The following is a 22,664-nucleotide window of genomic DNA, read 5'->3' as shown; positions in this document are numbered from 1 at the left end:
GGATGTTCACGGAAGGCATTCCCTCGAAGTCGTCCGCAGTTCAACTGATGTTGGCGCAGGGGCGGGACGGTGACCGGGTTGACAACCCGCCCCAGCTGCACCAGGAGTACGTGATGGCCTTCACGCGCAGGGAATTCACCAGACAGTCCGCCCTCACCGGTGCCGGCATCGCCCTCACCGGAACCGTCGCCGCGCTGGCCACCGCACCCGGCGCCCTCGCCGCCGAGGACTCGAAGCACGGCCACGACGACCACGGACACGGTCACGACGGCCACGGCCACGGCCACAGCCACGAGCCCGGCTACGGGCCGCTGCTCCCCGACCCCAAGGGCATACTCGCGCTGCCCGCCGGCTTCTCGTACAAGGTCATCACCCACAGCGGCGTCACCAAGCTGGAGACGGGCGAGTCCACCCCCTCCAACCACGACGGCACAGCCGCCTTCGAGGGCGCGCGCGGCGTGACCCTACTGGTGAACAACCACGAGCTGAGCGGCACCCGGGCCGGCTGGGAGCACCCCGTTCCGCTGACCGAGGGCCTCGTCTACGACCCGGTCGCGGCCGGCGGCTGCACCGTCGTGGAGACCCGCCGCGACGGCCGCACCGCCGAATGGGTCGGCATCGCCGGCACCTCGACCAACTGCGCCGGCGGCTCCACCCCGTGGGGCACCTGGCTGACCTGCGAGGAGACCGAGGACAAGGCCGGGAAGAACGGCCTGCTCAAGGACCACGGCTACGTCTTCGAGGTCGACCCGTACGACAAGCGCGCCAACCGCGACCCGCGTCCCGTCAAGGCCTTCGGCCGCTACGCCCACGAGGCCGTCGTCATCGACCCCAAGCAGGGCCACGCCTATCTCACCGAGGACGCGTCCGGCCCCAACGGGCTGCTCTACCGCTGGGTGCCGCCGCACGGCTTCAAGCACGGCCGCGGCAAGCTCCGCACGCTCGCCGACGACGCCGGTGTCCTGCAGGCCACCAAGTGCTTCGACCGCAACGGCAAGTTCGTCGACGACCTCTCGCGCGCCACGAAGACCGGCACCGTGTACGGCGTGGACTGGGTGGACGTGCCCGACCGCGACGCCAAGGCCGTCTCGGTGCGCAAGCAGTTCGGTGACCAGGAGGTCACCCGCGCCCGCAAGCTCGAAGGCATGTGGTGGGGCGACGGCGGCGCCTACATCGTCTCCTCGTTCGCCCGTGCCGAGAGCCCCGTCCAGCACGACGGCCAGGTGTGGTTCTACGACCCGAAGCGCCGCACGCTGACGCTGAAGGTGCTCCTCGGCGTCAACGCGGACCCCTCCAAGGACGGCGCCTTCGACGGTCCGGACAACATCACCGTCTCGCCGTACGGCGGTCTGGTCATCGCCGAGGACGGCGAGGGTGTCCAGCACCTCTTCGGGGCCACCGAGAGCGGCCGGACGTACCCCATCGCGCGCAACGAGCTGAACGCCGGCACGGAGGCCGACCCGGAGTACAGCGAGTTCACCGGTGTGACCTTCTCGCCCGACGGCAAGACGCTCTTCGCCAACATCCAGACCCCCGGCATCATGCTGGCCATCACCGGCCCGTGGAAGCGCCACTCGCGCCGGGAGCAGTAGCCCGCAGCGGTGAACCGGCCCGGTCCGCGGCGGTGGTCCTCCCCGCGGTGGAGCGGGCCGGTCCGGTACCCCTCAGGGCTTTCGGCCACGCCTCGCGGGGAAGCGATAACCGCCACACCGGCGGCGGCTCCGCGGGCGCCGCGGCACGGCCGGTGCCCGTGCCACGAGCGGGCAGGGACGGCGTGCGGACCCGGAACCTCTGATTACGAATCCGGCATCAGTGGGGCCCCAGGAGCGGTCGGGCATGGCGTCGGGCGTTTCCAGGGCGCATACTCAAGGTAATGAAACAGTCAGCCGGATCCCGGCGTCACCTGCCTTCCAGTCCCTTCAACCGCCCGGCCCAGGCGGCCCCACCGGTCGAATTGTTCGATGTGGGCGACAGGGTGTCGCATGACCAGTTCGGACTCGGCCGAGTCCTTGCTGTCGAGGGCGACAACGACGCAGTGCTCATCGACTTCTCGGGGCGACAGGGGAGGATCCTGAGCCCGTACTCCAAGCTGACCAAGCTCTGAGAGAAGCGACGAGCACGCGCCGCGTACACCGTATTTCCATGCCGACCCCCTTCAGGGGCACCCGCAGTCAGCCGGGTGCCCCTGAAGACGTTCCACCGGGCTAGAGGGACTGGGCGGCGGGCTTGACCATGCCCCGGACGGTGCGCGACTTCACGAAGTCGCCCATCGCCGTCATCTCCCACTCGCCGGAGAACTGCTTGATCAGCTTCGCCATCATCACGCCGGTCTGCGGTTCGGCGCCGGTCAGGTCGAAGCGGACCAGCTCCTCGCCGGTGGCGCCGTCGATCAGCCGGCAGTAGGCCTTGGCCACCTCGGTGAACTTCTGACCGGTGAACGAGTTGACCGTGAACACCAGTCCGGTCGCCTCCGGGGGGATCCGGCCCAGATCGACGACGATCACCTCGTCGTCGCCGGCGCCCTCACCGGTGAGGTTGTCCCCCGAGTGCTTGATGGCGCCGTTCAGGATGGAGAGCTTGCCGAAGTAGCAGCTGTCCAGGTGGTTGCGGTTGGGGCCGTAGGCGATCACCGAGGCGTCGAGGTCGATGTCCTTGCCGCGGAACGCGGGCTCCCAGCCGAGACCCATCTTGACCTGGGAGAGCAGCGGCCGGCCGCCCTTGACCAGCGACACCGTCTGGTTCTTCTGCAGGCTGACCCGGCCCTTGTCGAGATTGATCTTGCCGGAGGCGGGGGGAGCCGGAGGCGCGGCGGGCGGGGCCGGCGGCGCGGCCGGCGCCGGGGGAGCGGCGATCCGCGGGTCCACCGGTGCGGCGACCGGGGCCGGGGGCGCGACCGGAGCGGCGGCGGGCTCCTCCTCGACGGAGACGCCGAAATCGGTGGCGATGCCCGCCAGTCCGTCGGCATAGCCCTGACCGACCGCGCGGGCCTTCCAGGCGCCTTGCCGCCGGTAGACCTCGATGACCACCAGCGCCGTCTCGGTGCCCAGCCGGGGCGGCGTGAACGTGGCGAGCGCACTGCCGTCGTCCGCGTTGCGCACGGTGGCGGTGGGCTCGATGCCCTGGAAGGTCTGACCCGCTCCGTCCGGGCTCGCCGTGACGACGATCTTCTCGATCCCGGGCGGCACCGCAGCCGTGTCCACCACGATTGCGTCGGGCGCGGTACCGCCGCCGGAGCGGTAGGTCACGCCCGGCCCCGCGGGCTGGTTGTAGAAGATGAAGTCGTCGTCGGAGCGCACCTTGCCGTCGGCGGTGAGCAGCAGGCCCGATACGTCGAGCCGCACGGGAGCGGCGACGTCCACCGCCACGCGGACGGCGGAGAGGGGGATGTTCGAGCCGGGTGTCATAGCGGTCATGCTCGGGGTAACGAATGACCCCGCTTTGCCGTTCCCTTACCTTCCGGCGGCTTCGCCCGTACGGCGGCAGCGCCTGCCCGTCCCCGGCCGGCCTCTCGCGTCCGCTCAGTACGGCCAGATCGGCGGGTTCGTGCAGAAGTGGCCGCCGAGGTGGGCGTGGTCCGGGTTGTCCGGGTCGAGCTCGCCCTGCTCGGCGACGATCTTCGCCGCGTACTCCTCCGAGTCGTCCTGCGGCTCGTAGCCGAGGGACCGGGCCGACGTCAGGTCCCACCACAGGCGGGTGTTGTCCGAGGAGCCGTGGACGACGGTGTGGCCCACGTTCTCGGCGGTGAGTGCGGCGTCGAAGAGGCGGGCGCCGTCGGCGGGGCTCATCCAGACGGACAGCATCCGTACGGACGTCGGCTCGGGGAAGCAGGAGCCGATGCGCACCGAGACGGTCTCCAGGCCGTGCCGGTCCCAGTACAGCTGGGCGAGGTCCTCACCGAACGACTTGGAGAGGCCGTAGAAGGTGTCCGGGCGGTGCGGGGTCTCGATGGGGATCAGCGGGTCGCCGGGGAGCGGCCGGGGGGTGAAGCCGACGGCGTGGTTGGAGGACGCGAAGACGATCCGGCGTACGCCCTCCGCGAGGGCGGCCTCGTAGAGGTTGTAGGTGCCCTCGATGTTCGCCCGGAGGATCTTGTCGAACGAGGCTTCCAGGGAGATGCCCGCGAGGTGGATGATCGCGTCGACGCCCCGCACGGCCTCGCGCAGCGCCTCCTTGTCGCCGAGGTCGGCGGTGATCGCGTCCGGCTCGCCCTCGATGGGCGCCATGTCGAACAGGCGCAGCTCGTAGCCGTGGGCGGGCAGCAGTCCGCGCATCAGGGTGCCGAGACCGCCGGCGGCGCCGGTGAGCAGGACGGTGCGGGGGGCGGGCATGCGGGGGTCTCCTCGGTCGGTCGGCGAACGGGGTCGCCCATTGCATGGACGGCATTCACATGCGTGGACAAGCTACGGAGCGGGTGCTGATGCGTCAAGGGGGTGTTGCGGGTCGCTCCGCGGGGCCCTCGGCCGGGCGGGCGGTGAGGTTGCCCCGGTCCTTGGTGCGGGATTCCGTCCTCAATCGCCGGACGGGCTTGGGTGCGGGTTCCCCGCGGGGCGGCGCGGATTACCCGGTGGGTGGGGGTGGGGGCCCTCCGGGCAGACTCCTCAAAAATGGCGTGTGCACCCGACGACGCACTGGTACCCGGGTCGTACGCCATTTTCTGCGGGGACTGCCCTGCACGCCCCCACCCGCTCTCGCCCGCGTCTGCACACCGGCCCCCATGACTGTCGCAGACGCGAGACAGCCTGGGGCCGGGGGCGTGCAGGGGAGTCCCCGCAGGACGACGAACAGATACCCGGGTCCGCTGCGTACCCGCAGAACGTTCGTCGTCCGAGGAGACGCCCCTGAGGGACCCCGGACCCCCACCCACCGGGCAGGCGCACACCCCACGGGGCAACCCGCACCGTTCAAGCCCGTCCGGCGATTGAGGACGGAACCCCGCGCCCCGGACCGGGGCGAGCAACGAGGGGGCCACGCTGCCGCCCGCCCAAGGGCCCCGCTGCCGCCCGCCCAAGGGCCCCGCTGCCGCCCGCCCAAGGGCCCCGCGGAGCGACCCGCCTTGACCCGCGAGGGCCCCTGCTCTAGCGTGACGTTCATAGATATGGACGTCAATCAGAAACGTGCACGCCCCAGGGAGCGCCCGTGACCTCAGCCCCACTTGCCGCCCGACTCACCGCTGTCGCCGGGCCGCTCTTCTTCCCCGTCACCGCCTACGGGCCGGACGGTTCCGTGGACCTCGACGCCTTCCGCGCGCACGTGCGCGCCGGCGTCGACGCCGGCGCGGCGGCCGTCTTCGCCTGCTGCGGTACGGGTGAGTTCCACGCCCTGACGCCCGAGGAGTTCCGCCTCGTCGTCGCCGCGGCCGTCGAGGAGACCGCCGGCGTGGTGCCCGTCGTGGCGGGCGCCGGATACGGCACCGCCCTGGCGGTCCAGTTCGCGAAGCTCGCCGAGGAGGCGGGCGCGGACGGGCTGCTCGCCATGCCGCCGTACCTGGTCGTCGCCGACCAGGAGGGGCTGCTGGCCCACTACACCGCGCTGGCCGCCGCCACCGGCCTGGAGACGATCGTCTACCAGCGCGACAACGCCGTCTTCACGCCCGAGACCGTGCTCGCGCTGGCGCGGACGCCGGGCATCATCGGCCTGAAGGACGGCTACGGCGACCTGGACCTGATGCAGCGCATCGTCAGCGCGGTCCGCACCGGACTGCCCGGCCAGGACTTCCTGTACTTCAACGGACTGCCCACCGCCGAGCTCACCGGTCTCGCCTACCGGGGCATCGGCGTCACGCTGTACTCGTCCGCCGTGTTCGCCTTCGCGCCGGACATCGCGCTGGCGTTCTACCGCGCCCTCGAGTCCGGCGACGACGACCTCGTCAACGCGCTCCTCGACACGTTCTACCGCCCGCTCGTCGAGCTGCGGGCCAAGGGCCGCGGCTACGCCGTATCGCTGGTCAAGGCGGCCGTCCGCCTCCAGGGCCTCGACGTCGGCGAGGTGCGCAGCCCGCTCACCGAGCCGCCGGCCGCGCACATCAAGGAGCTGACGGAGATCATCGGGGCCGGCCGCGCGCTGCTGGAGAGCAGGGGTGCGGGGGAGCGCGGGTGAAGACCTCCGCCTTCCTCTACCCCTGGGACATCGTCGGGGACCCCGGCGCGGCCGCCCGCGTCGCGGACCTCGGCGTCCAGCAGGTGACGCTCGCCGCCGCCTACCACTCCACCCGGGCGCTGACCCCGCGCCACCCCGCCCGCCGCGTCGTCACGGCCGAGCACGCCGCGGTGCTCTACCCGCCCGACGCCGCCCGGTGGGCGGGGCGTGAGCTGCGCCCGTACCCGCAGTCCTGGGTGGCTGCGGACGATGCCTACGCGGAGGCCGCCGAGGCGCTGGCCGGCGCGGGGCTCGACGTGCACAGCTGGGTCGTGCTGGCGCACAACTCCCGGCTGGGCGCGGAGCATCCGGACACCTCCGTGGTCAACGCCTACGGGGACCGCTACCCCTGGGCCCCCTGCATCGCCCGGCCCGCGGTCCGCACGTACCTGGTGGACCTGGCCGCGGAGGCGGCAGTACGCGACGGAGCGGGCGGCACCGAACTGGAGTCGTGCGGCTGGTACGGCTTCGCCCATCTGCACGCCCACGACAAGGTCGCGGGCGTCGGCCTCGGCGACGCGGCGCAGTACCTGATGTCGCTCTGCTTCTGCCCCGACTGCAGGGCCGGGTACCACGCCCACGGGCTGGACGCCGAGGAACTGAGCCGGTCCGTGCGGGCCGCGCTGGAGCCGGTGTGGTCCGGTCCGGGGGCCCCGGAGGCGGGCTGGGCCGGCGTCGAGAAACTGCTCGGGGCGGACCTCGCCGCCGCCACCCTCCGGTGGCGCACCGAGGTGGCGCGCGGGCTCCAGGAGTCGGTGGTCGCCGCGGTGCGCGCGGCCGCGGCCCCCGGCTTCCAGGTGCTGCTGCACGCCGACCCCGCGCCGCACCGCTCCGGTGCCAACGTGGGCGTCGACCCGGAGCACATCGCGTCGGTGGCGGACGGCGTGGTGCTGCCCTGCACCGGCGACGACGCGGCGCGCGAGGCCGTGCTCGGCCCGTTCGCCGGTCGCGGAGGCGTCCTCGCGGCCAACCTCACCGTGGTGCGCGGGATGGGCGGCAGCCCCGGCACGCTGGAGCACGACGCCGCCCACGCGGCCTCGCTCGGCGCGAACCAACTGCGCCTGTACCACGCCGGACTGGCCTCCGGCCCGGACCTCGCGGCGGTCACCGAGGCGCTCTCACGTCTCGGCCGCTGACACCCGTGGGCCGGCGGGGGCCTCCCCTCGCCGGCCCGCGACCAGCCAGGCGGCCGTCAGCAGCGCCGCCGCGCCCACCAGCGGCAGCAGCACCCGCACGTCCACCAGCGCGACCAGCCCCGCGCCGAGCGCCAGCGCCACCGCGTTGGGCGCCATCATCAGCGTGCCCGCGGTCGCGGCCGTCCGGCCCAGGACCGCGTCCGGGGTCTCCCGCTGCACCGCCGTCATCGCGGCGATCAGCACGCACGGCAGACCCACCCCGATCAGACCGCACGACACCAGCGCCACCGCGTCGTAGGGCAGCGCCCGCAGGCCCACCGCCACCGCGAACACCGCGATCCCCGCCGCCGTGAACACCCGCTCCGGCAGCCGCCGCAGCAGCGGCCCGGCCAGCAGCCCGATCGCGACGGACCCGGCGCCCTGCACGGCGGAGAGCACACCCGCGTACGCGGGGGAGCGGCCGAGCACCCCGTCCACGACGGCGTACAGCGTCGCCCCGTTGAGCCCGGCGCACAGCATCGTGACCGATCCGGCGAGCACCAGCGGCCGCAGCACCGGCGACCCCCACACCTGCCGCACCCCGGAGGACCGTCCCGCCTTGCGGTCCCCGGCCACCGGCGGCCGCGGTCCCCGGACCCGCAGCAGTCCGTAGAGCCCCGCGGCCAGGGCGAAGGACGCCGCGTCCAGCAGGGCCACCGCGTCACCCCCGAAACGGGTGTAGAGCGCCGCGCCGGTGAGCGGGGCCACCAGCTTCATGCCCTCGTTCGCCATCATCCGCAAGCCGTTGAAATCGCCCAGCAGACGGGCGTCCACGGCCTGCGCGACCAGGGCGGACTCGGCGGCGTCCGTCAGGACGTAAGCGACCCCGTACACCAGGAGCACCGCGAACAGGATCCAGACCCGCCCCGCCGAATCCACCGCGGTCAGCGTGGTCAGCAGCAGGGCCATGACGACATTCGCCCCGACCAGCAGCGGCTTCCTGGGCAGCCGGTCGGCCACCGCCCCCAGGAGCGGCCCGAAGAGCACCGGCAGCCAGACGGCGAAGAGGGCGAGTGCCGCCAGAGCGTCCGAGCCGGTCAGCGACTTGACCCAGATCCCGGCGGCCAGCGACATCGCCGAGCTGCCGAAACCGGACACCACGACCGCGGCGAGGAACAGGCCGGCCGTCCGGTCCCGCAGTACCCGCCCTGTCGCCGACCCTGCCATGGCGCCCACCCGAACCTCCCTGACCTGCGCGTCCGTTACGCAAGCAGGCTGGCCGGTAAGGCCGTTGCCGAGCATCGGGCGGATGCCGTAGGCCGCTCGGCGGGGCTGACCGGCCCCCGAGATCGGTGTAGGGCACATGTCGTAGTCCGGTGAAGTTCTTCTGCCAGAAGCGTTGACGAAACATTCGCGGCCCCTCTAGCTTCATCGCGTCGTACTTCGTACGTCATATATGAGACGCGATACGCGAGATGCGAGAGCCCTTCACCCATGACCTTTGCGCCCACCCCGATTCCGTCCCGCACCCAGTACGTGCTGGAGGCGATCAAGCACGCGATCCTCACGGCGCAGCTGAGACCAGGGCAGGCGCTCGTCGAGACCGAACTCGCCGCGCAGTTCGGGGTGTCCAAGACCCCCGTCCGTGAGGCGCTCAAGACTCTCGCCGGAACCGGACTGGTCGTCATGAGCCAGTACAAGGGCGCCATCGTGCGGCTGGTCGACGCGTCCATGGCCCGTGAGGTGTACGACGTGCGGCTGCTGCTCGAACCCGAGGCGCTGCGCCGCTCCATCACCCGCAAGGCCTCGCTCGACGCGGCCCAGGAGGCGCTGGAGCGCGCCGACTCGGCGGGCGACAAGGCCGACAGGTCGCTCGCCAACCGGGACTTCCACCGGGCGCTCTACCTCCCGTGCGGCAACCCGCTGCTGGCCCGGATGCTCGACGAGGTCCGTGACCAGGCGGCGCTCGTGTCGACGGTCGCGTGGTCGACGATCCCGTCCTGGGAGCGGGAGGCGGCCGAGCACCGGGAGATCCTGCGGCTCGCGCTCGCCGACGACGCGGAGGCGGCGGCCGGGGCTCTGCACGACCACATCGCGTCGTTCGTGCGCCGCGCGTTCCCCGACGACGTGGACGGGGGCGGGGCGGCGTGAACCAGCAGCACACCGACGAAAGGCCTGTCCGCATGGACCTCACACCGCTGAAGGCGGCCCTCGCAGACGTCGTGGCGATCCCGGTGACCCCGTTCGCCGGGGACGGCACCATCGACACGCAGGCGCACCGCGCCCTGCTGCGAAGGCTGCTCGACGGCGGCGTCCGCATCCTCACCCCGAACGGCAACACCGGGGAGTTCTACGCGCTCACCCCCGAGGAGCGGCGCACCGTCACCGAGCTGACCATCGACGAGGCCGGCGGCCGCGCCACGATCCTGGTCGGCGTCGGGCACGACGTGCCGACCGCCGTCGCCGCCGCCGAGCACGCCCGCGACGCCGGGGCCGAGATGGTGATGGTGCACCAGCCCGTCCACCCGTATGTGTCGCAGGACGGCTGGATCGACTACCACCGGGCCATCGCCGAGGCCGTCCCCGGACTCGGTGTCGTCCCCTACATCCGCAACCCGCACCTGGACGGGGAGTGCCTGGCGGCCCTCGCCGACAGCTGCCCCAACGTCGTCGGCGTCAAGTACGCCGTCCCGGACGCCGCGCGCTTCGCCGCCTTCGCCCGGGACGCGGGCCTGGACCGCTTCGTCTGGGTCGCCGGCCTCGCCGAGCTGTACGCCCCCGCCTACTTCTCCGCCGGCGCCACCGGATTCACCTCCGGCCTCGTCAACGTCGCCCCCGGCGTCTCGCTGGCCATGCTGGAGGCGCTGCGGGCCGGTGACCACCCGGCCGCGATGAAGGTCTGGGAGCAGATCCGCCGCTTCGAGGAGCTGCGCGCCGACCGGCAGTCCGCCAACAACGTGACCGTCGTCAAGGAGGCGCTGGCCTCGCTCGGTCTGTGCAGCCGTGACGTGCGCCCGCCCAGCCGGGTGCTGCCCGAATCGCAGCGCGCCGAGGTCGCCGACCAGGTCGCGGGGTGGTCCATATGAGCCGCATCGCCCCCGAGGAGCTGCGCAGCCACCAGTGGTACGGCACCGACGGGCTGCGCTCCTTCAGCCACCGTGCCCGCACCCGCCAGCTGGGCTACCTGCCCGAGGAGCACCTGGGCAAGCCGGTCATCGCGATCCTCAACACCTGGTCCGACATCAATCCGTGCCACGTCCATCTGCGCGACCGTGCGCAGGCGGTCAAGCGCGGTGTGTGGCAGGCCGGCGGCTTCCCGCTCGAGTTCCCGGTCTCCACCCTCTCGGAGACGTTCCAGAAGCCGACCCCGATGCTCTACCGCAACATGCTGGCGATGGAGACGGAGGAGCTGCTGCGCTCCTACCCCGTCGACGGCGCGGTGCTGCTGGGCGGCTGCGACAAGTCGACGCCCGCGCTGCTGATGGGCGCGGCCTCCGTCGACCTGCCGGCCGTCTTCGTACCCGCGGGGCCGATGCTGCCGGGGCACTGGCGCAACGAGGTCCTGGGCTCCGGTACCGACATGTGGAAGTACTGGGACGACAAGCGGGCCGGCCTCATCGGCGACTGCGAGATGGACGAACTGGAGAACGGGCTCGCCCGCTCGCCCGGCCACTGCATGACGATGGGCACGGCCTCCACCCTCACCGCCGCCGCCGAAGCGCTCGGCGTCACCGTCCCCGGCGCTTCCTCGATCCCGGCCGTCGACTCCGGCCACGACCGGATGGCGGCACAGTCGGGCCTCCGCATCGTCGAACTGGTGTGGCAGCAGCGGAAGCTGTCGTCGATCCTCACCGCGGAGGCGTACGAGGACGCCGTCGCCACGGTCCTCGCCCTCGGCGGCTCCACCAACGCCGTCATCCACCTGATCGCGATGGCGGGCCGCTCCGGCGTCAAGCTCACCCTGGACGACTTCGACCGCATCGCGCGCACCGTGCCGGTGCTGGCCAATCTCCGCCCCGGCGGGAAGTACCTCATGGAGGACTTCCACTTCGCCGGCGGCCTGCCCGGCTTCCTCGCCCGGCTGACCGACGTCCTGCACCTGGACCGGCCCACGGTCGCGCACGACACCCTGCGCGAACAGCTCGACGGCGCGCTCGTGCACAACAGCGACGTCATCCGTGAACGCGACAACCCCCTGGCCGGGGAGGGCGGCGTGGCGGTGCTGCGCGGCAACCTCTGCCCGGACGGGGCCGTCATCAAGCACATCGCCGCCGAGCCCCACCTGCTGCGCCACACCGGTCCCGCCGTCGTCTTCGACGACTACAAGGAGATGCAGCGCACCATCAACGACCCCGCGCTGGCCCTCACCCCGGACCATGTGCTGGTGCTCCGCAACGCCGGCCCCAAGGGCGGTCCCGGGATGCCCGAGTACGGCATGCTGCCGATCCCCGACTACCTGCTGAAGCAGGGCGTACGGGACATGGTGCGGATCTCCGACGCCCGGATGAGCGGCACCAGCTACGGCGCCTGCGTCCTGCACATCGCCCCGGAGTCCTATGTCGGCGGGCCCCTCGCCCTCGTGCGCACCGGCGACCCGATCACCCTGGACGTCGAGGCGCGCCTGCTCCACCTCGACGTGCCCGAGGAGGAGCTGACGCGGCGCCGGTCCGAGTGGACGCCGCCGGCCACCCGGTACGAGCGCGGCTACGGGGCGCTCTACCACGACCAGATCACCCAGGCCGACACCGGCTGCGACTTCGCCTTCCTGGCCCGGCCGGGAGAAGTTCCCGACCCCTACGCCGGCTGAACGGCCCGACAGAATTCGGGCGCCCCGCCTCGTTCGGCATACCGAACATCATGCGGCAAGCGCTTGCGCACTGCACGCATCACCACGCACCGCACCCTCACGCACCCTCAGCACCACCTCGCACCCCGTACCTGAGAGAGAACGGAGACGTGTCATGGCCCAAGCCTCCGCTGTGGCCACACCGCCGAAGGTGCCCAGGCGCCGCTCCGCGAGCCCCCGCCGGCTGCCGTACCTGCTGATCGCCCCCGCGGGGCTGCTGATGCTGGGCTTCATCGCCTACCCGGTGATCAGCGTCTTCTACTACAGCCTGCAGAACTACAACGTCACCAAGCCCTGGCGGAACGGCTTCGCGGGCTTCGACAACTTCACCCGGATCTTCACCGAGGACGACCAGTTCTGGACGACGCTCGGCTTCAGCGCCCAGTGGGTGGTCGTCCAGGTCGCCCTCCAGCTCACCCTCGGCCTCGCGCTCGCCCTGATCGTCAACCAGACCTTCGTCGGCCGCGGCATCTCCCGGGCCATGGTCTTCTCGCCGTGGGCCGTCTCCGGGGTGCTGACCAGCACCATCTGGATCCTGCTCTACAACTCCTCGACGGGCTTCAGCCGGTACCTCGCGGACGCGGGGATCGGTGACTACGGCACCTCGGTGCTCTCCGACACCGGCACCGTCTTCTGGGCCGCGACCGTCGCCGAACTCTGGCGCGGTGTCCCCTTCTTCGCCATCCTCATCCTCGCCGACCTGCAGTCCGTCTCCAAGGAGCTGTACGAGGCGGCGTCCGTCGACGGGGCCGGGCGGCTGCGCCAGTTCTTCCACATCACCCTGCCCCACCTGCGGGACGCGATCATCCTGTCCACGCTGCTGCGCGGTGTGTGGGAGTTCAACAACGTCGACCTGCTCTACACCCTCACCGGCGGCGGGCCGGCCGGCGAGACCACCACCCTGCCGCTCTACGTCGCCAACACCGGCATCGAGGGCCACGACTTCGGATACGCCTCCGCGCTCACCACCGTCGCCTTCGTGATCCTCCTCTTCTGCTCGATCGTCTATCTGCGCCTGAGCAAGTTCGGAGGCGACCACAAGTGACTGCCGCACTGGCCGAGAAGAACGGCACCGAAGCCCCGCGTCCGCCCGTCCAGGGCGACCGCGCCCCGGCCGCGCACCGGCGCGGCAAGCCCGGCCGTGAACGCGCCTTCGACGACGTACCGCGCTGGCAGATCTACGTGCCGCTCGGCATCTACCTCGTCTTCACCCTCATCCCGTTCTACTGGATGTTCCTGTTCGCCGTGCGCCCCGCGGGCTCCACCTCGCTGGTGCCCTGGCCGATGACCGGGGAGCACTTCTCCAAGGTCTGGAACGAGCGCAGCTTCGCCGTCTTCTTCCAGAACAGCATGATCGTCGGGGTCTGCACCCTGGTCAGCACGACGCTGGTCGCGCTGGCCGGCGGCTACGCGCTCGCCCGGTTCGACTTCAAGATCAAGAACGCCTTCATGCTGGCGCTGCTCTGCTCGCAGTTCATCCCGGGCGCGCTGATGCTCGTACCGCTCTTCGAGATCTTCAAGAACCTCCAGCTGATCAACTCCCTGGGGAGCGTGGTCATCGCCGAGACGGTGTTCCAGCTGCCGCTCTCCATCATCCTGATCAGCGGATTCATCAAGAACGTGCCGGCCACCCTGGAGGAGGCCGCCTGGGTGGACGGCTGCTCGCGCTTCCGGGCCTTCTGCGCGGTGGTGCTGCCGCTGCTGAGACCGGGCCTCATCGCGGTCGGCTCCTTCGCCTTCGTGCACAGCTGGAACCACTTCCTGTTCGCCCTGATGTTCCTCAGCGAGCAGGACAAGCAGACGATCCCGGTCGGCCTGAACACCCTCATCGGCGCGGACAGCGTCGACCTGGGCGCGCTCGCAGCCGGCGGAGTGATCGCCGCGGTACCCGTGGTGATCGTCTTCGCCTTCATCCAGAAATGGCTCATCACCGGCTTCAGCGCCGGCGCCGTGAAGGGGTGACGGACATGCCGTCCCTGCCCACCACCACACCCGTCCCGATCGTCCTCGCGGGCGCCCGCGGCCACGGCCGCTGGCACCTCGCCAACATCCGCCGCCTCCAGCACCAGGGCCTCGTCCGGCTCGTGGGAGTCTGCGAGCTGAAGCCGCTCGACGACGGCGAACTCCATGCCTTCGCCGGCGAACTCCCGGAGCAGTCACCCGACTTCGGTGCGCTCCTGGACTCCACCGGGGCCCGCGCCGCCATCATCTGCACCCCGATCCAGACCCACGCCGAACTGGCGCTCACCGCCGCCGGCCGGGGCGTCCACCTCCTGCTGGAGAAGCCGCCCGCCGCGACCCGGACCGACTTCGAACGGATCCTGGCCGGGGTGCAGGATGCCCAGATCGCCTGCCAGGTGGGCTTCCAGTCCTTCGGCTCGCACGCCGTGCCCGCCATCCGCGAGCTCGTGAGCACCGGCGCCATCGGCGCCGTCCAGGGCTACGGGGCAGCGGGCGCCTGGGTCCGGGACGAGGCCTACTACCGGCGGGCCCCCTGGGCCGGGCGGCGCCGGATCGGCGGCGCCGACGTCGTCGACGGGGTCCTGACCAACCCGCTCGCCCACGCCGTCGCCACCGCCCTCGAACTCGCCGGCAGCGGCAGGGCCGAGGACGTCGCCTCGATCGACACCGAGCTCTTCCGCGCCCACGACATCGAGGCCGACGACACCTCCTGCGTACGCGTCACCACCACGGCCGGGCTCCCGGTCACCGCCGCCGTCACCCTGTGCGCGGAACAGGCCGGGGAGCCCTATGTGATCGTCCACGGCGACCGCGGCCGGATCACCTTCTGGTACAAGCAGGACCGGGTCCTCGTCCAGCGCGCCGGACACGGCCCCGAGGAGGCGGTGCACGGACGGACCGACCTCCTGGAGAACCTCGTCGGCCACCTGACGCACGGCACGCCCCTGCTGGTGCCGCCGCACCGCACCGGCGCGTTCATGGAGGTCGTCGAGGCCGTGCGGACCGCCCCCGAGCCGCTCGCCCTGCCGGCCGACGCCTGGTACACCGCGACCACTCCCGCCGCCCCCCGCCGGGTGGTGCGCGGAATCGACGCCCTGGTCGCGGCGGGCGCCGACACCCTCACGCTCTTCTCCGAACTCGGCGTCCCCTGGGCGCTCCCGAGGCAGGTGAGTTCATCGTGACCACGACCGCACTGCTGAGCTGCGCCGGTCGCCCGGTCGGCCGTTACACCTACCTCCCCAGCCCCGAGAGCCGCCCCTACCTCCACCCGGTCACCACCCTCGCCGGCACCCCCGTCACCGAGGAGCGCCCGGCCGACCACCTCCACCACCTGGGCACCTCCGTCGCCGTCCCCGACGTCGCCGGGCACAACTTCTGGGGCGGCCGCACCTTCGTCCGCGACCAGGGCCCCACCGCGCTCGACAACCACGGGGTCCAGCGCCACCTCGGCTGGAAGCTCCGCGACCCGGACGGATTCGTCGAGGAGCTCAGCTGGCAGGCCGGCGACACCGAACTGCTGCGGGAGCACCGCACGGTGGCCACCGCCGAACTCTCCCAGGAAGCCTGGGCCCTGGACTTCTCCTTCTCGCTCACCAACCGGGGTGCCGCGGACCTGTCCATCGGCAGCCCCGCCACCAACGGACGGCCGGGCGCCGGATACGGCGGATTCTTCTGGCGCGCGCCCAAGGAGGCCTCGGCGCCCACCGTGTTCAGCGCATGCGCGGACGGGGAGGAGGCGGTGCACGGACGGGCCGCCGACTGGGTGGCGATGAGCGGTGACGGCTGGACCCTGGTCTTCGCCGGCGCGACCGAGGAGACCCGCCGGGACCCGTGGTTCGTGCGGACCGCCGAGTACCCGGGCGTCGGCTCCTCCCTCGCCGCCGCCGACCGCCTCCCCGTCCCCGCGGGCGCGACGATCGTGCGCCGGGTCGTCACCGTCGTCGCGGACGGGCGGCTCGACCGGGCCGAGGCCGCCGCGTACGTGCGCCGGGCGGTGACCGCGTGAGCGCCCCGGCCGAACGCCCCTGGACCGCCGACCTCGGGGACGGCACCTACCGCAACCCGGTGCTGAACGCCGACTGGTCCGACCCGGACGTGGTGCGGGTCGGCGACGACTTCTACCTCACCGCCTCCAGCTTCGGCCGGGTCCCCGGACTGCCGCTGCTGCACTCGCGCGACCTGGTGAACTGGACCCTGATCGGCCACGCCCTGGACCGGCTGGAGCCGGCCGCGGACTTCGCCGTGCCCCGCCACGACTGCGGGGTGTGGGCGCCGTCGCTGCGGCACCACGGCGGACGGTTCTGGATCTTCTGGGGCGACCCCGACCACGGCATCCAGCAGATCCACGCCGAGGACGTCCGCGGACCGTGGAGCGCGCCCCATCTGGTCAAGGCGGGCAAGGGGCTGATCGACCCCTGCCCGCTGTGGGACGAGGAGACCGGCGAGGCCTACCTGGTGCACGCCTGGGCCAAGTCGCGCTCCGGGATCAAGAACCGGCTCACCGGCCACCGGATGAGCCCCGACGGACGGGAGCTCCTCGACGAGGGCGAGACCCTGATCGACGCCGACACGATCCCCGGCTGGTTCACCCTGGAGGGCCCCAAGCTCTACCGGAGGGGCGGCGAATTCTGGATCCTCGCCCCGGCGGGCGGGGTCAGCACCGGCTGGCAGGGCGCTTTCCGTTCCCGGGAGTTCTCCGGGCCGTACGAGGAGCGCGTCGTCCTCTCCCAGGGCCGTACCGCGGTCAACGGTCCGCACCAGGGGGCCTGGGTCACCACCGCGGCCGGTGAGGACTGGTTCCTGCACTTCCAGGAGCGCGGGGCGTACGGGCGGGTGGTCCACCTGCAGCCGATGCGCTGGGACGCCGAGGACGGCTGGCCGGTCATCGGCGACGGGGGCGAGCCCGTCTCCGTGCACACCAAACCGGCCGCGCCCGAGCAGTCCGCCGCGGCCCCGGCCAGCGGTGACAGCTTCCCGGGCGGCCGGTACGGCAGGCAGTGGCAGTGGACGGCCGACCCCCGTCCCGGTTGGACCGTCGAGCACGGCGGGGACGGGCTGCGGCTCAGCTGCGTACGGACCGCGTACGCGCACGATCTGCGGGCCCTGCCCAACGTGCTGGTCCAGCGGCTGCCCGCCGAGACGTTCACCGTCGAGACCGAGCTGACCCTCGGCAGCCAGGTGGCGGGCGCCAAGGCCGGTCTCGCGGTGCTCGGGGACGCGTTCAGCTGGATCGGTCTGGAGCGGCCGGCGGACGGAGCCGACGGGATACGGCTCGTGCACCGGTACGCCGAGACGGTCGCCGAGCACGAACGCGACGCCGCCCACAGCCGGGCCGCCCCCGACGGCACCGCCCGGCTCCGGATCGAGGTCGCGCCGGGCGCCCGCTGCCGCTTCTTCGCCGACACGGGGGACGGGGGCGGGTTCCGGCCCTCGGGCCAGGTCTTCGCCGCCACGCCGTGGCGCTGGGTCGGCGCCCTGCTCGGCCTGTTCGCCACCGCACCGCCCGGGACGGGGCCGGCCGGGACGGCCTGCTTCACCGGTTTCCGCACCACCCCCTGACCCGTACCGGCCGGGCCGTCGAAGGATGACGGCCGGCCGGCACCGGACCACCGAACCCCCCACTCACGCGCACGGACCGAGAGAACCGAGAGAGAAGAGCCGATCATGAACATCTCGAAGACGCAGCGGGGGCGTGCCACGGCCGCTGTCTCCCTGGCCGCGGTGCTCGCGCTGACCGCGACCGCCTGCGGTGACGACGGCAGCGACAGCGGCACCGAGGGCAGCGGCAAGGGCGAGATCACCTTCTGGGACAACAACGGCGGTCCGCGGACCGCCATCTGGACCGAGATCATCAAGGACTTCGAGAAGAAGTACCCGGACATCAAGGTCAAGTACGTGCCGATCCCGATCGCGGACGTGCAGTCCAAGTACGACACGGCCATCGCGGGCGGCGGACTGCCGGACGTCGGTGGCGTCGGCACCGCCTACCTCGCCAACATGGTCTCGCAGGAGGCACTCGAGCCGGTCAACGACCGGATCAAGGACTCCACCCTCAACGGCAAGCTCGTCGAGGGCATGGTCGCGAGCGTCAAGGACGCGGGCGGCCGGGGCGACGACATGTACTCCGTGCCGACCTCCGCCAACAACGGCGCCCTCTGGTACCGCACCGACCTGTTCAAGGCCGCGGGCCTCGAAGCGCCCACCACCTGGGCCAACTTCTACAAGGCGGCCGAGAAGCTCACGGCCTCCAAGGACAACAAGTTCGGCTACACCATCCGCGGCGGCGCCGGCTCCATCGCCCAGGCCATCGACGCGTCGTACGGCCAGTCCGGCATCACCGAGTTCTGGAGCGGCGACAAGACGACGCTCAACGACCCGAAGAACGTCGCCGCGCTGGAGAAGTACGTGGCGCTGTACAAGAAGGCGACGCCCGCCGCCGACGTCAACAACGACTTCACCAAGATGGTCGCCCAGTTCGACACCGGCACCATCGGCATGCTGAGCCACAACCTCGGCTCCTACCAGGACCACCTGAAGGCGCTGGGCAAGGAGAAGTTCGCCGGCATACCGAACCCGATCGGTGACAGCGGCACCCGGGTCCAGGTCTCCAACCCGGTCGACGGGCTCGGTCTGTTCCGGTCGAGCAAGAACAAGACGGCCGCCTGGAAGTTCATCGAGTTCGCCGCCTCCCACGAGTCGAACAGCAAGTGGAACGAGTCGGCGGGCGCCATCCCGGCCAACACCGAGGCCGCCAAGGACCCGTGGATCAGCGCCGCCGAGCCGACCGAGCTCGCCGCCAAGGCCCTCACCGACGGCTCCACCAAGATCGTGCAGCTGCCGTACTACCTGCCGGACTGGAACAACATCAGCAAGGCCGACAACGAGCCGGAGTTCCAGAAGCTGCTCCTCGGCAAGGTCACGGCCAAGGCATTCCTGGACAAGATCGCGGACGAGCTGAACAAGGCCCAGGCGGAGTGGAAGGAGATCGGCAACGGCTGAGAAGCCGCCGCCCGCCAGGTCCGACACCCCGGTGACCGGGGGCCGGCGGCGGTTCGGGTCGCGTCCCGCCGCCGGTCCCCTCTCCTCCTGCACTTCTCCTCCTGCACCCCGTACCGCCGTACGTCCGCGTACGCCCCGCTACGCATCCATGAGAGAGGCAGCTTCACCGTGTCACTCACCCGCAGGCAGACCGCGGCCGCCCTCGCCGCGCTGCCGCTGGCGCTCGCCACCGGCACCGCCGCGGCGGCGCACGGCCCGGGCCGCCCCCGCCCCCGAACCCTGCACATCGCCGGCGATTCGACGGCCGCGCAGAAGTACGCCGACGCGGCGCCCGAGACCGGCTGGGGCATGGCCCTGCCGTTCTTCCTCGGCCGGACCCTGACGGTCGCCAACCACGCCATGAACGGCCGCAGTTCGAAGAGCTTCATCGACGAGGGACGGCTCGCCGCCCTGCTGGAGCGGGTCCGTGAGGGAGACCTCCTGCTGATCCAGTTCGGGCACAACGACGAGAAGACCGACGACCCGGCCCGCGGCACCGACCCGTACACCACCTACCAGGACTGCCTGCGCCAGTACGTGCGCGGCGCGCGCTCCCGCCGGGCGCGGCCGGTCCTGCTCACCCCGGTCGAGCGCCGCCGCTTCGCCGCCGACGGCACGGCGAAGCCCAGCCACGGCGAGTACCCGGCCGCGATGCGCGCGCTGGCCGCCGAGGAGCGCGTGCCGCTGCTCGACCTCCAGGCGCTCACCCTCGCGCGCTGGCAGGAGCTCGGCCCCGACGGCACGTCGGCGTACTTCAACTGGCTGGAGCCGGGCGAGTCGCCCAACTACCCCGACGGGCGACAGGACAACACGCACTTCCAGCCCCGCGGCGCCGTCGAGGTCGCGCGGCTCGTCGCCCGGGCCCTCGTGGCCGGGCGGGTGCTCGCCCCGCGCGACGTACGGCGCACCGATTCCGCGATCCCGCTCGAATGGATCACCTGGCCGCAGGCCTGACCCCGGCCGCCCCACCCGTTCCGTCCCACCTCACCTCACCACCGAAGGATCCGCCATGCCCGCACGCATCTGTCATGCTCGCGCCATCGCCTTGGTGATGGGCTGCGCCTCCCTGGCGCTCGCCGTGTCCGTCCCCGCCCAGGCCACCGGGCACCCGGGCGGCCCCGGCCGCCACCAGGGCATCGACCGCGCCGTCCTCGCCAAGGGCGACGGCTGGGCCGCCGCAGACGGCTCCACCACCGGCGGCGCCGCCGCCACCCCCGACCACGTCTACACCGTGAGCAACCGGGCCGAACTCATCGCCGCCTTCGCGGACGCGGGCGACGCGCCGAAGATCATCAAGATCGACGGCACCGTCCACGGGAACTCCGACGCCGCCGGCACCCCGATCGACTGCGAGGCGTACCAGACCGACGGCTACACCCTGGACAAGTACCTCGCCGCCTACGACCCGGCCACCTGGGGCCGCGACGAGGTGCCGTCCGGCCCCCTGGAGGACGCCCGGCTCGCCTCCGCCAAGCTGCAGAAGGCCGCGGTGAACGTCTACGTCCCGTCCAACACCACGCTCATCGGCGTCGGCAGGGACGCCACGGTCATCGGCGCCAGCCTCCAGATCCAGAACGTCTCCAACGTCATCGTCCGCAACATCTCGCTCGAGGACACCTACGACTGCTTCCCCCAGTGGGACCCCACGGACGGCGACACCGGCCACTGGAACTCCGAGTACGACAACCTCGTCGTCTACGGCTCCGACCACGTCTGGGTCGACCACAACACCTTCAGCGACGGGGACCGCCACGACGCGGACCAGCCCCGCTACTTCGACGAGCTGTACCAGCAGCACGACGGGCTCTTCGACATCGTCAAGGGCGCCGACCTGGTCACCGTCTCGTACAACGTCCTCAAGGACCACGACAAGACGATGCTCATCGGCAACAGCGACGGCGCCGGCGCCACCGACAGCGGCAAGCTCCGGGTCACCCTGCACCACAACCTCTTCAAGAACGTGAACGAGCGCGCCCCCCGCGTCCGCTTCGGGCAGGTCGACTCGTACAACAACCACTTCGTCGCCACCCAGGGCAGCGTCTACGGCTACACGTACGGGATCGGCGCGAAGTCCCAGCTCGTCGCCGAGCACAACGCGTTCAGCCTCGGCGCCGGGTTCGACCAGGCGAAGATCCTCAAGAAGTGGTCCGAGTCCTCGCTCACCGCCTCGGACAACTACGTCAACGGCCGCCGCACGGACCTCGTCGCCGTCCACAACGCGGGCGTCCCCGCGGAGCAGCTGACCACCGGAGCCGGCTGGACGCCGACCCTGCGCACCAAGGTCGACCACCCGCTGCTCGTGCCGCTGCTCGTCGGCCTCAAGGCGGGCGCCGGCCGGATCCCCGGCGCCTGACCACCGGCCGGCCGTCCCCTCCCAGCTACCCCGCCGGTGCCCCTCCCGGCACCGGCGGGTCCCGCCCGGCCCCCGTCGCGCCCGCGTAAGGAAGTACCGCCCATGCCCAGCAGACGCAGTGCCCTGACCCTGCTCGCCGGCGGCAGCGCCGCCCTCGCCCTCGGCGCGGCCCCCACCGCGCACGCCCACGGCCGCCCCGGCGCGCACCGCCCGTTCGGACGCCACGGCTCACCGTCCCGCCGCCTCGACCCCGCGACGCTGTACGTCGACGCCCGCGGCAGGGGCGACCACACCACCGTCCAGGCCGCCGTGGACGCAGCGACCGGCCCCGGCCGGACCCTGGTGATCGCCCCGGGCACCTACCGCGAGACGGTCGACATCCCGGCCGACCGGACCGGTCTCACCCTCATCGGCGCGAGCGGAGACCCGCACGGCACCGTCATCGTCTACGCCAACGCCAACGGCACCCCCCGGCCCGACGGTTCGGGCACGTACGGAACCAGCGGATCAGCCACCGTCACCGCCCGGCCCGCCGGACTCACCGCCCACGGCCTGACCTTCGCCAACGACTGGCTGCGCGCCGACCACCCCGACTACACCGGCACCCAGGCCGTCGCGATCAAGGTGCAGGGCGACCGGTCGGCGTTCTACCGCTGCCGCTTCCTGGGACACCAGGACACCCTGTACGCCGACTCCCTCGCCCTCACCGCCTTCGCCCGCCAGTACTACCGCGACTGCTACGTCGAAGGGGACGTCGACTTCGTCTTCGGCCGCGCCACCGCCGTCCTCGACCGCTGTCACTTCCGCACCCTGACCCGTACCGACCTGGCGGCCCCGCCGTACGGCTACGTCTTCGCACCCAGCACCGCCGGAGCCAACCCGCACGGCTACCTGGTGCTGCGCTCCCGCGTCACCAGCACCGCGCCGGACGGGTACTTCAAGCTGGCCCGCCCCTGGGTGCCCTCCTCCGACCTCACCGCGCACCCGATGCTGACCGTCCGCGACAGCCGCCTGGACGCCGGGACCGACACGGACGAGCCCTACGGGACCATGTCCGCGGGCTTCCCCTGGCAGGAGCAGCGGTTCGCCGAATACCGCAACACGGGCCCCGGCGCGCGCGTCACGGTGCCCGCCAACCGCCCCCGGCTGACCGCGTCCGAGGCGCGCCTGCACACCCCGGGCGCCTGGCTCGGCGACTGGCGTCCCTACGAATAGG

The 22,664-nt window shown here is 72.0% G+C and carries 19 protein-coding genes; 16 read left to right on the top strand and 3 right to left on the bottom strand.

The window, feature by feature from the left end; translation table 11 throughout:
- Positions 1–113 precede the first annotated feature (113 nt).
- Both ABZ454_RS07380 and ABZ454_RS07375 read left to right on the top strand, forming a co-directional pair.
- Positions 114–1,592 (top strand): alkaline phosphatase PhoX, encoded by a 1,479-nt coding sequence (locus ABZ454_RS07380; protein WP_359536467.1) that lies wholly within the window; start codon positions 114–116, stop codon positions 1,590–1,592.
- A gap of 281 nt (positions 1,593–1,873) precedes the next feature.
- Positions 1,874–2,104, top strand: a complete 231-nt coding sequence (locus tag ABZ454_RS07375; RefSeq protein ID WP_037711258.1) for a hypothetical protein — start codon at positions 1,874–1,876, stop codon at positions 2,102–2,104.
- A 100-nt stretch (positions 2,105–2,204) separates the two neighbouring features.
- Here the strand turns inward: ABZ454_RS07375 and ABZ454_RS07370 are convergent, their stop codons facing one another.
- Both ABZ454_RS07370 and ABZ454_RS07365 read right to left on the bottom strand, forming a co-directional pair.
- Positions 2,205–3,413 carry a TerD family protein gene (locus ABZ454_RS07370; RefSeq protein ID WP_359536466.1) on the bottom strand — a complete coding sequence of 403 codons (1,209 nt, stop codon included), beginning with the start codon at positions 3,411–3,413 and terminating at the stop codon, positions 2,205–2,207.
- Positions 3,414–3,518: 105 nt separating this feature from the next.
- Positions 3,519–4,328: an NAD(P)-dependent oxidoreductase gene (locus tag ABZ454_RS07365; protein WP_356324410.1), complete on the bottom strand. Its 810-nt coding sequence runs from the start codon at positions 4,326–4,328 to the stop codon at positions 3,519–3,521.
- Positions 4,329–5,136: 808 nt separating this feature from the next.
- Between ABZ454_RS07365 and ABZ454_RS07360 the strand changes: the two genes are divergently transcribed.
- Both ABZ454_RS07360 and ABZ454_RS07355 read left to right on the top strand, forming a co-directional pair.
- Positions 5,137–6,096 (top strand): 5-dehydro-4-deoxyglucarate dehydratase, encoded by a 960-nt coding sequence (locus ABZ454_RS07360; RefSeq protein WP_356324412.1) that lies wholly within the window; start codon positions 5,137–5,139, stop codon positions 6,094–6,096.
- A complete protein-coding gene (locus ABZ454_RS07355) occupies positions 6,093–7,271 on the top strand; it encodes a hypothetical protein (protein WP_359536465.1) in 1,179 nt (392 codons plus the stop codon). Before ABZ454_RS07360 ends, ABZ454_RS07355 begins: the two co-directional genes overlap by 4 nt.
- Here ABZ454_RS07355 and ABZ454_RS07350 read toward each other — a convergent pair.
- On the bottom strand, positions 7,254–8,477 hold the full coding sequence (locus ABZ454_RS07350; protein ID WP_359536711.1) for an MFS transporter: 1,224 nt from the start codon (positions 8,475–8,477) through the stop codon (positions 7,254–7,256). The genes ABZ454_RS07355 and ABZ454_RS07350 overlap by 18 nt on opposite strands.
- Before the next feature lie 267 nt (positions 8,478–8,744).
- Between ABZ454_RS07350 and ABZ454_RS07345 the strand changes: the two genes are divergently transcribed.
- From ABZ454_RS07345 to ABZ454_RS07290, 12 genes are all read left to right on the top strand, one after another.
- Complete coding sequence (locus ABZ454_RS07345) at positions 8,745–9,401, top strand: GntR family transcriptional regulator (RefSeq protein WP_359536464.1); 657 nt, start codon at positions 8,745–8,747, stop codon at positions 9,399–9,401.
- Positions 9,402–9,433: 32 nt separating this feature from the next.
- Positions 9,434–10,336 (top strand): dihydrodipicolinate synthase family protein, encoded by a 903-nt coding sequence (locus ABZ454_RS07340; protein ID WP_359536463.1) that lies wholly within the window; start codon positions 9,434–9,436, stop codon positions 10,334–10,336.
- Positions 10,333–12,057, top strand: a complete 1,725-nt coding sequence (gene araD / locus ABZ454_RS07335; protein ID WP_359536462.1) for an L-arabinonate dehydratase — start codon at positions 10,333–10,335, stop codon at positions 12,055–12,057. Before ABZ454_RS07340 ends, araD begins: the two co-directional genes overlap by 4 nt.
- Positions 12,058–12,211: 154 nt before the next feature.
- A complete protein-coding gene (locus ABZ454_RS07330; protein ID WP_356324483.1) occupies positions 12,212–13,141 on the top strand; it encodes a sugar ABC transporter permease in 930 nt (309 codons plus the stop codon).
- Complete coding sequence (locus tag ABZ454_RS07325) at positions 13,138–14,058, top strand: carbohydrate ABC transporter permease (protein ID WP_359536461.1); 921 nt, start codon at positions 13,138–13,140, stop codon at positions 14,056–14,058. Before ABZ454_RS07330 ends, ABZ454_RS07325 begins: the two co-directional genes overlap by 4 nt.
- 5 nt (positions 14,059–14,063) lie before the next feature.
- Positions 14,064–15,239, top strand: a complete 1,176-nt coding sequence (locus ABZ454_RS07320; protein WP_359536460.1) for a Gfo/Idh/MocA family oxidoreductase — start codon at positions 14,064–14,066, stop codon at positions 15,237–15,239.
- The gene (locus ABZ454_RS07315) at positions 15,236–16,063 is read left to right on the top strand and encodes a PmoA family protein (protein ID WP_359536459.1); all 828 of its coding nucleotides are present in this window, start codon (positions 15,236–15,238) and stop codon (positions 16,061–16,063) included. Before ABZ454_RS07320 ends, ABZ454_RS07315 begins: the two co-directional genes overlap by 4 nt.
- Positions 16,060–17,616, top strand: a complete 1,557-nt coding sequence (locus ABZ454_RS07310) for a family 43 glycosylhydrolase (RefSeq protein WP_356324491.1) — start codon at positions 16,060–16,062, stop codon at positions 17,614–17,616. The genes ABZ454_RS07315 and ABZ454_RS07310 overlap by 4 nt, the downstream gene beginning before the upstream one ends.
- Positions 17,617–17,721: 105 nt before the next feature.
- A complete protein-coding gene (locus ABZ454_RS07305) occupies positions 17,722–19,056 on the top strand; it encodes a sugar ABC transporter substrate-binding protein (protein ID WP_359536458.1) in 1,335 nt (444 codons plus the stop codon).
- 168 nt (positions 19,057–19,224) lie between these two features.
- Complete coding sequence (locus tag ABZ454_RS07300; RefSeq protein ID WP_359536457.1) at positions 19,225–20,049, top strand: rhamnogalacturonan acetylesterase; 825 nt, start codon at positions 19,225–19,227, stop codon at positions 20,047–20,049.
- 55 nt (positions 20,050–20,104) lie between these two features.
- Positions 20,105–21,448, top strand: coding sequence for a polysaccharide lyase family 1 protein (locus ABZ454_RS07295; RefSeq protein ID WP_359536456.1), 1,344 nt, complete (start codon positions 20,105–20,107; stop codon positions 21,446–21,448).
- Between the two features lie 102 nt (positions 21,449–21,550).
- The gene (locus tag ABZ454_RS07290; RefSeq protein WP_359536455.1) at positions 21,551–22,663 is read left to right on the top strand and encodes a pectinesterase family protein; all 1,113 of its coding nucleotides are present in this window, start codon (positions 21,551–21,553) and stop codon (positions 22,661–22,663) included.
- Position 22,664: the final 1 nt, after the last annotated feature.

Origin of the sequence: Streptomyces sp. NPDC005803, from assembly GCF_040630435.1 — a bacterium.
GTDB lineage: Bacteria > Actinomycetota > Actinomycetes > Streptomycetales > Streptomycetaceae > Streptomyces.
The sequence above is the reverse complement of the archived record's forward strand: the minus strand, read 5'-3'. Positions and strand labels throughout refer to the sequence as shown.

Excerpts from the sequence above, each read along its gene's own strand:
- ABZ454_RS07290 (WP_359536455.1), top strand. The coding sequence starts at position 21,551 with ATGCCCAGCAGACGCAGTGCCCTGACCCTGCTCGCCGGCGGCAGCGCC.
- ABZ454_RS07365 (WP_356324410.1), bottom strand. The coding sequence starts at position 4,328 with ATGCCCGCCCCCCGCACCGTCCTGCTCACCGGCGCCGCCGGCGGTCTC.
- ABZ454_RS07345 (WP_359536464.1), top strand. The coding sequence starts at position 8,745 with ATGACCTTTGCGCCCACCCCGATTCCGTCCCGCACCCAGTACGTGCTG.
- ABZ454_RS07295 (WP_359536456.1), top strand. The coding sequence starts at position 20,105 with ATGCCCGCACGCATCTGTCATGCTCGCGCCATCGCCTTGGTGATGGGC.
- ABZ454_RS07320 (WP_359536460.1), top strand. The coding sequence starts at position 14,064 with ATGCCGTCCCTGCCCACCACCACACCCGTCCCGATCGTCCTCGCGGGC.
- ABZ454_RS07330 (WP_356324483.1), top strand. The coding sequence starts at position 12,212 with ATGGCCCAAGCCTCCGCTGTGGCCACACCGCCGAAGGTGCCCAGGCGC.
- araD (WP_359536462.1), top strand. The coding sequence starts at position 10,333 with ATGAGCCGCATCGCCCCCGAGGAGCTGCGCAGCCACCAGTGGTACGGC.
- ABZ454_RS07370 (WP_359536466.1), bottom strand. The coding sequence starts at position 3,413 with ATGACCGCTATGACACCCGGCTCGAACATCCCCCTCTCCGCCGTCCGC.
- ABZ454_RS07340 (WP_359536463.1), top strand. The coding sequence starts at position 9,434 with ATGGACCTCACACCGCTGAAGGCGGCCCTCGCAGACGTCGTGGCGATC.
- ABZ454_RS07305 (WP_359536458.1), top strand. The coding sequence starts at position 17,722 with ATGAACATCTCGAAGACGCAGCGGGGGCGTGCCACGGCCGCTGTCTCC.
- ABZ454_RS07350 (WP_359536711.1), bottom strand. The coding sequence starts at position 8,477 with ATGGCAGGGTCGGCGACAGGGCGGGTACTGCGGGACCGGACGGCCGGC.
- ABZ454_RS07380 (WP_359536467.1), top strand. The coding sequence starts at position 114 with ATGGCCTTCACGCGCAGGGAATTCACCAGACAGTCCGCCCTCACCGGT.
- ABZ454_RS07375 (WP_037711258.1), top strand. The coding sequence starts at position 1,874 with ATGAAACAGTCAGCCGGATCCCGGCGTCACCTGCCTTCCAGTCCCTTC.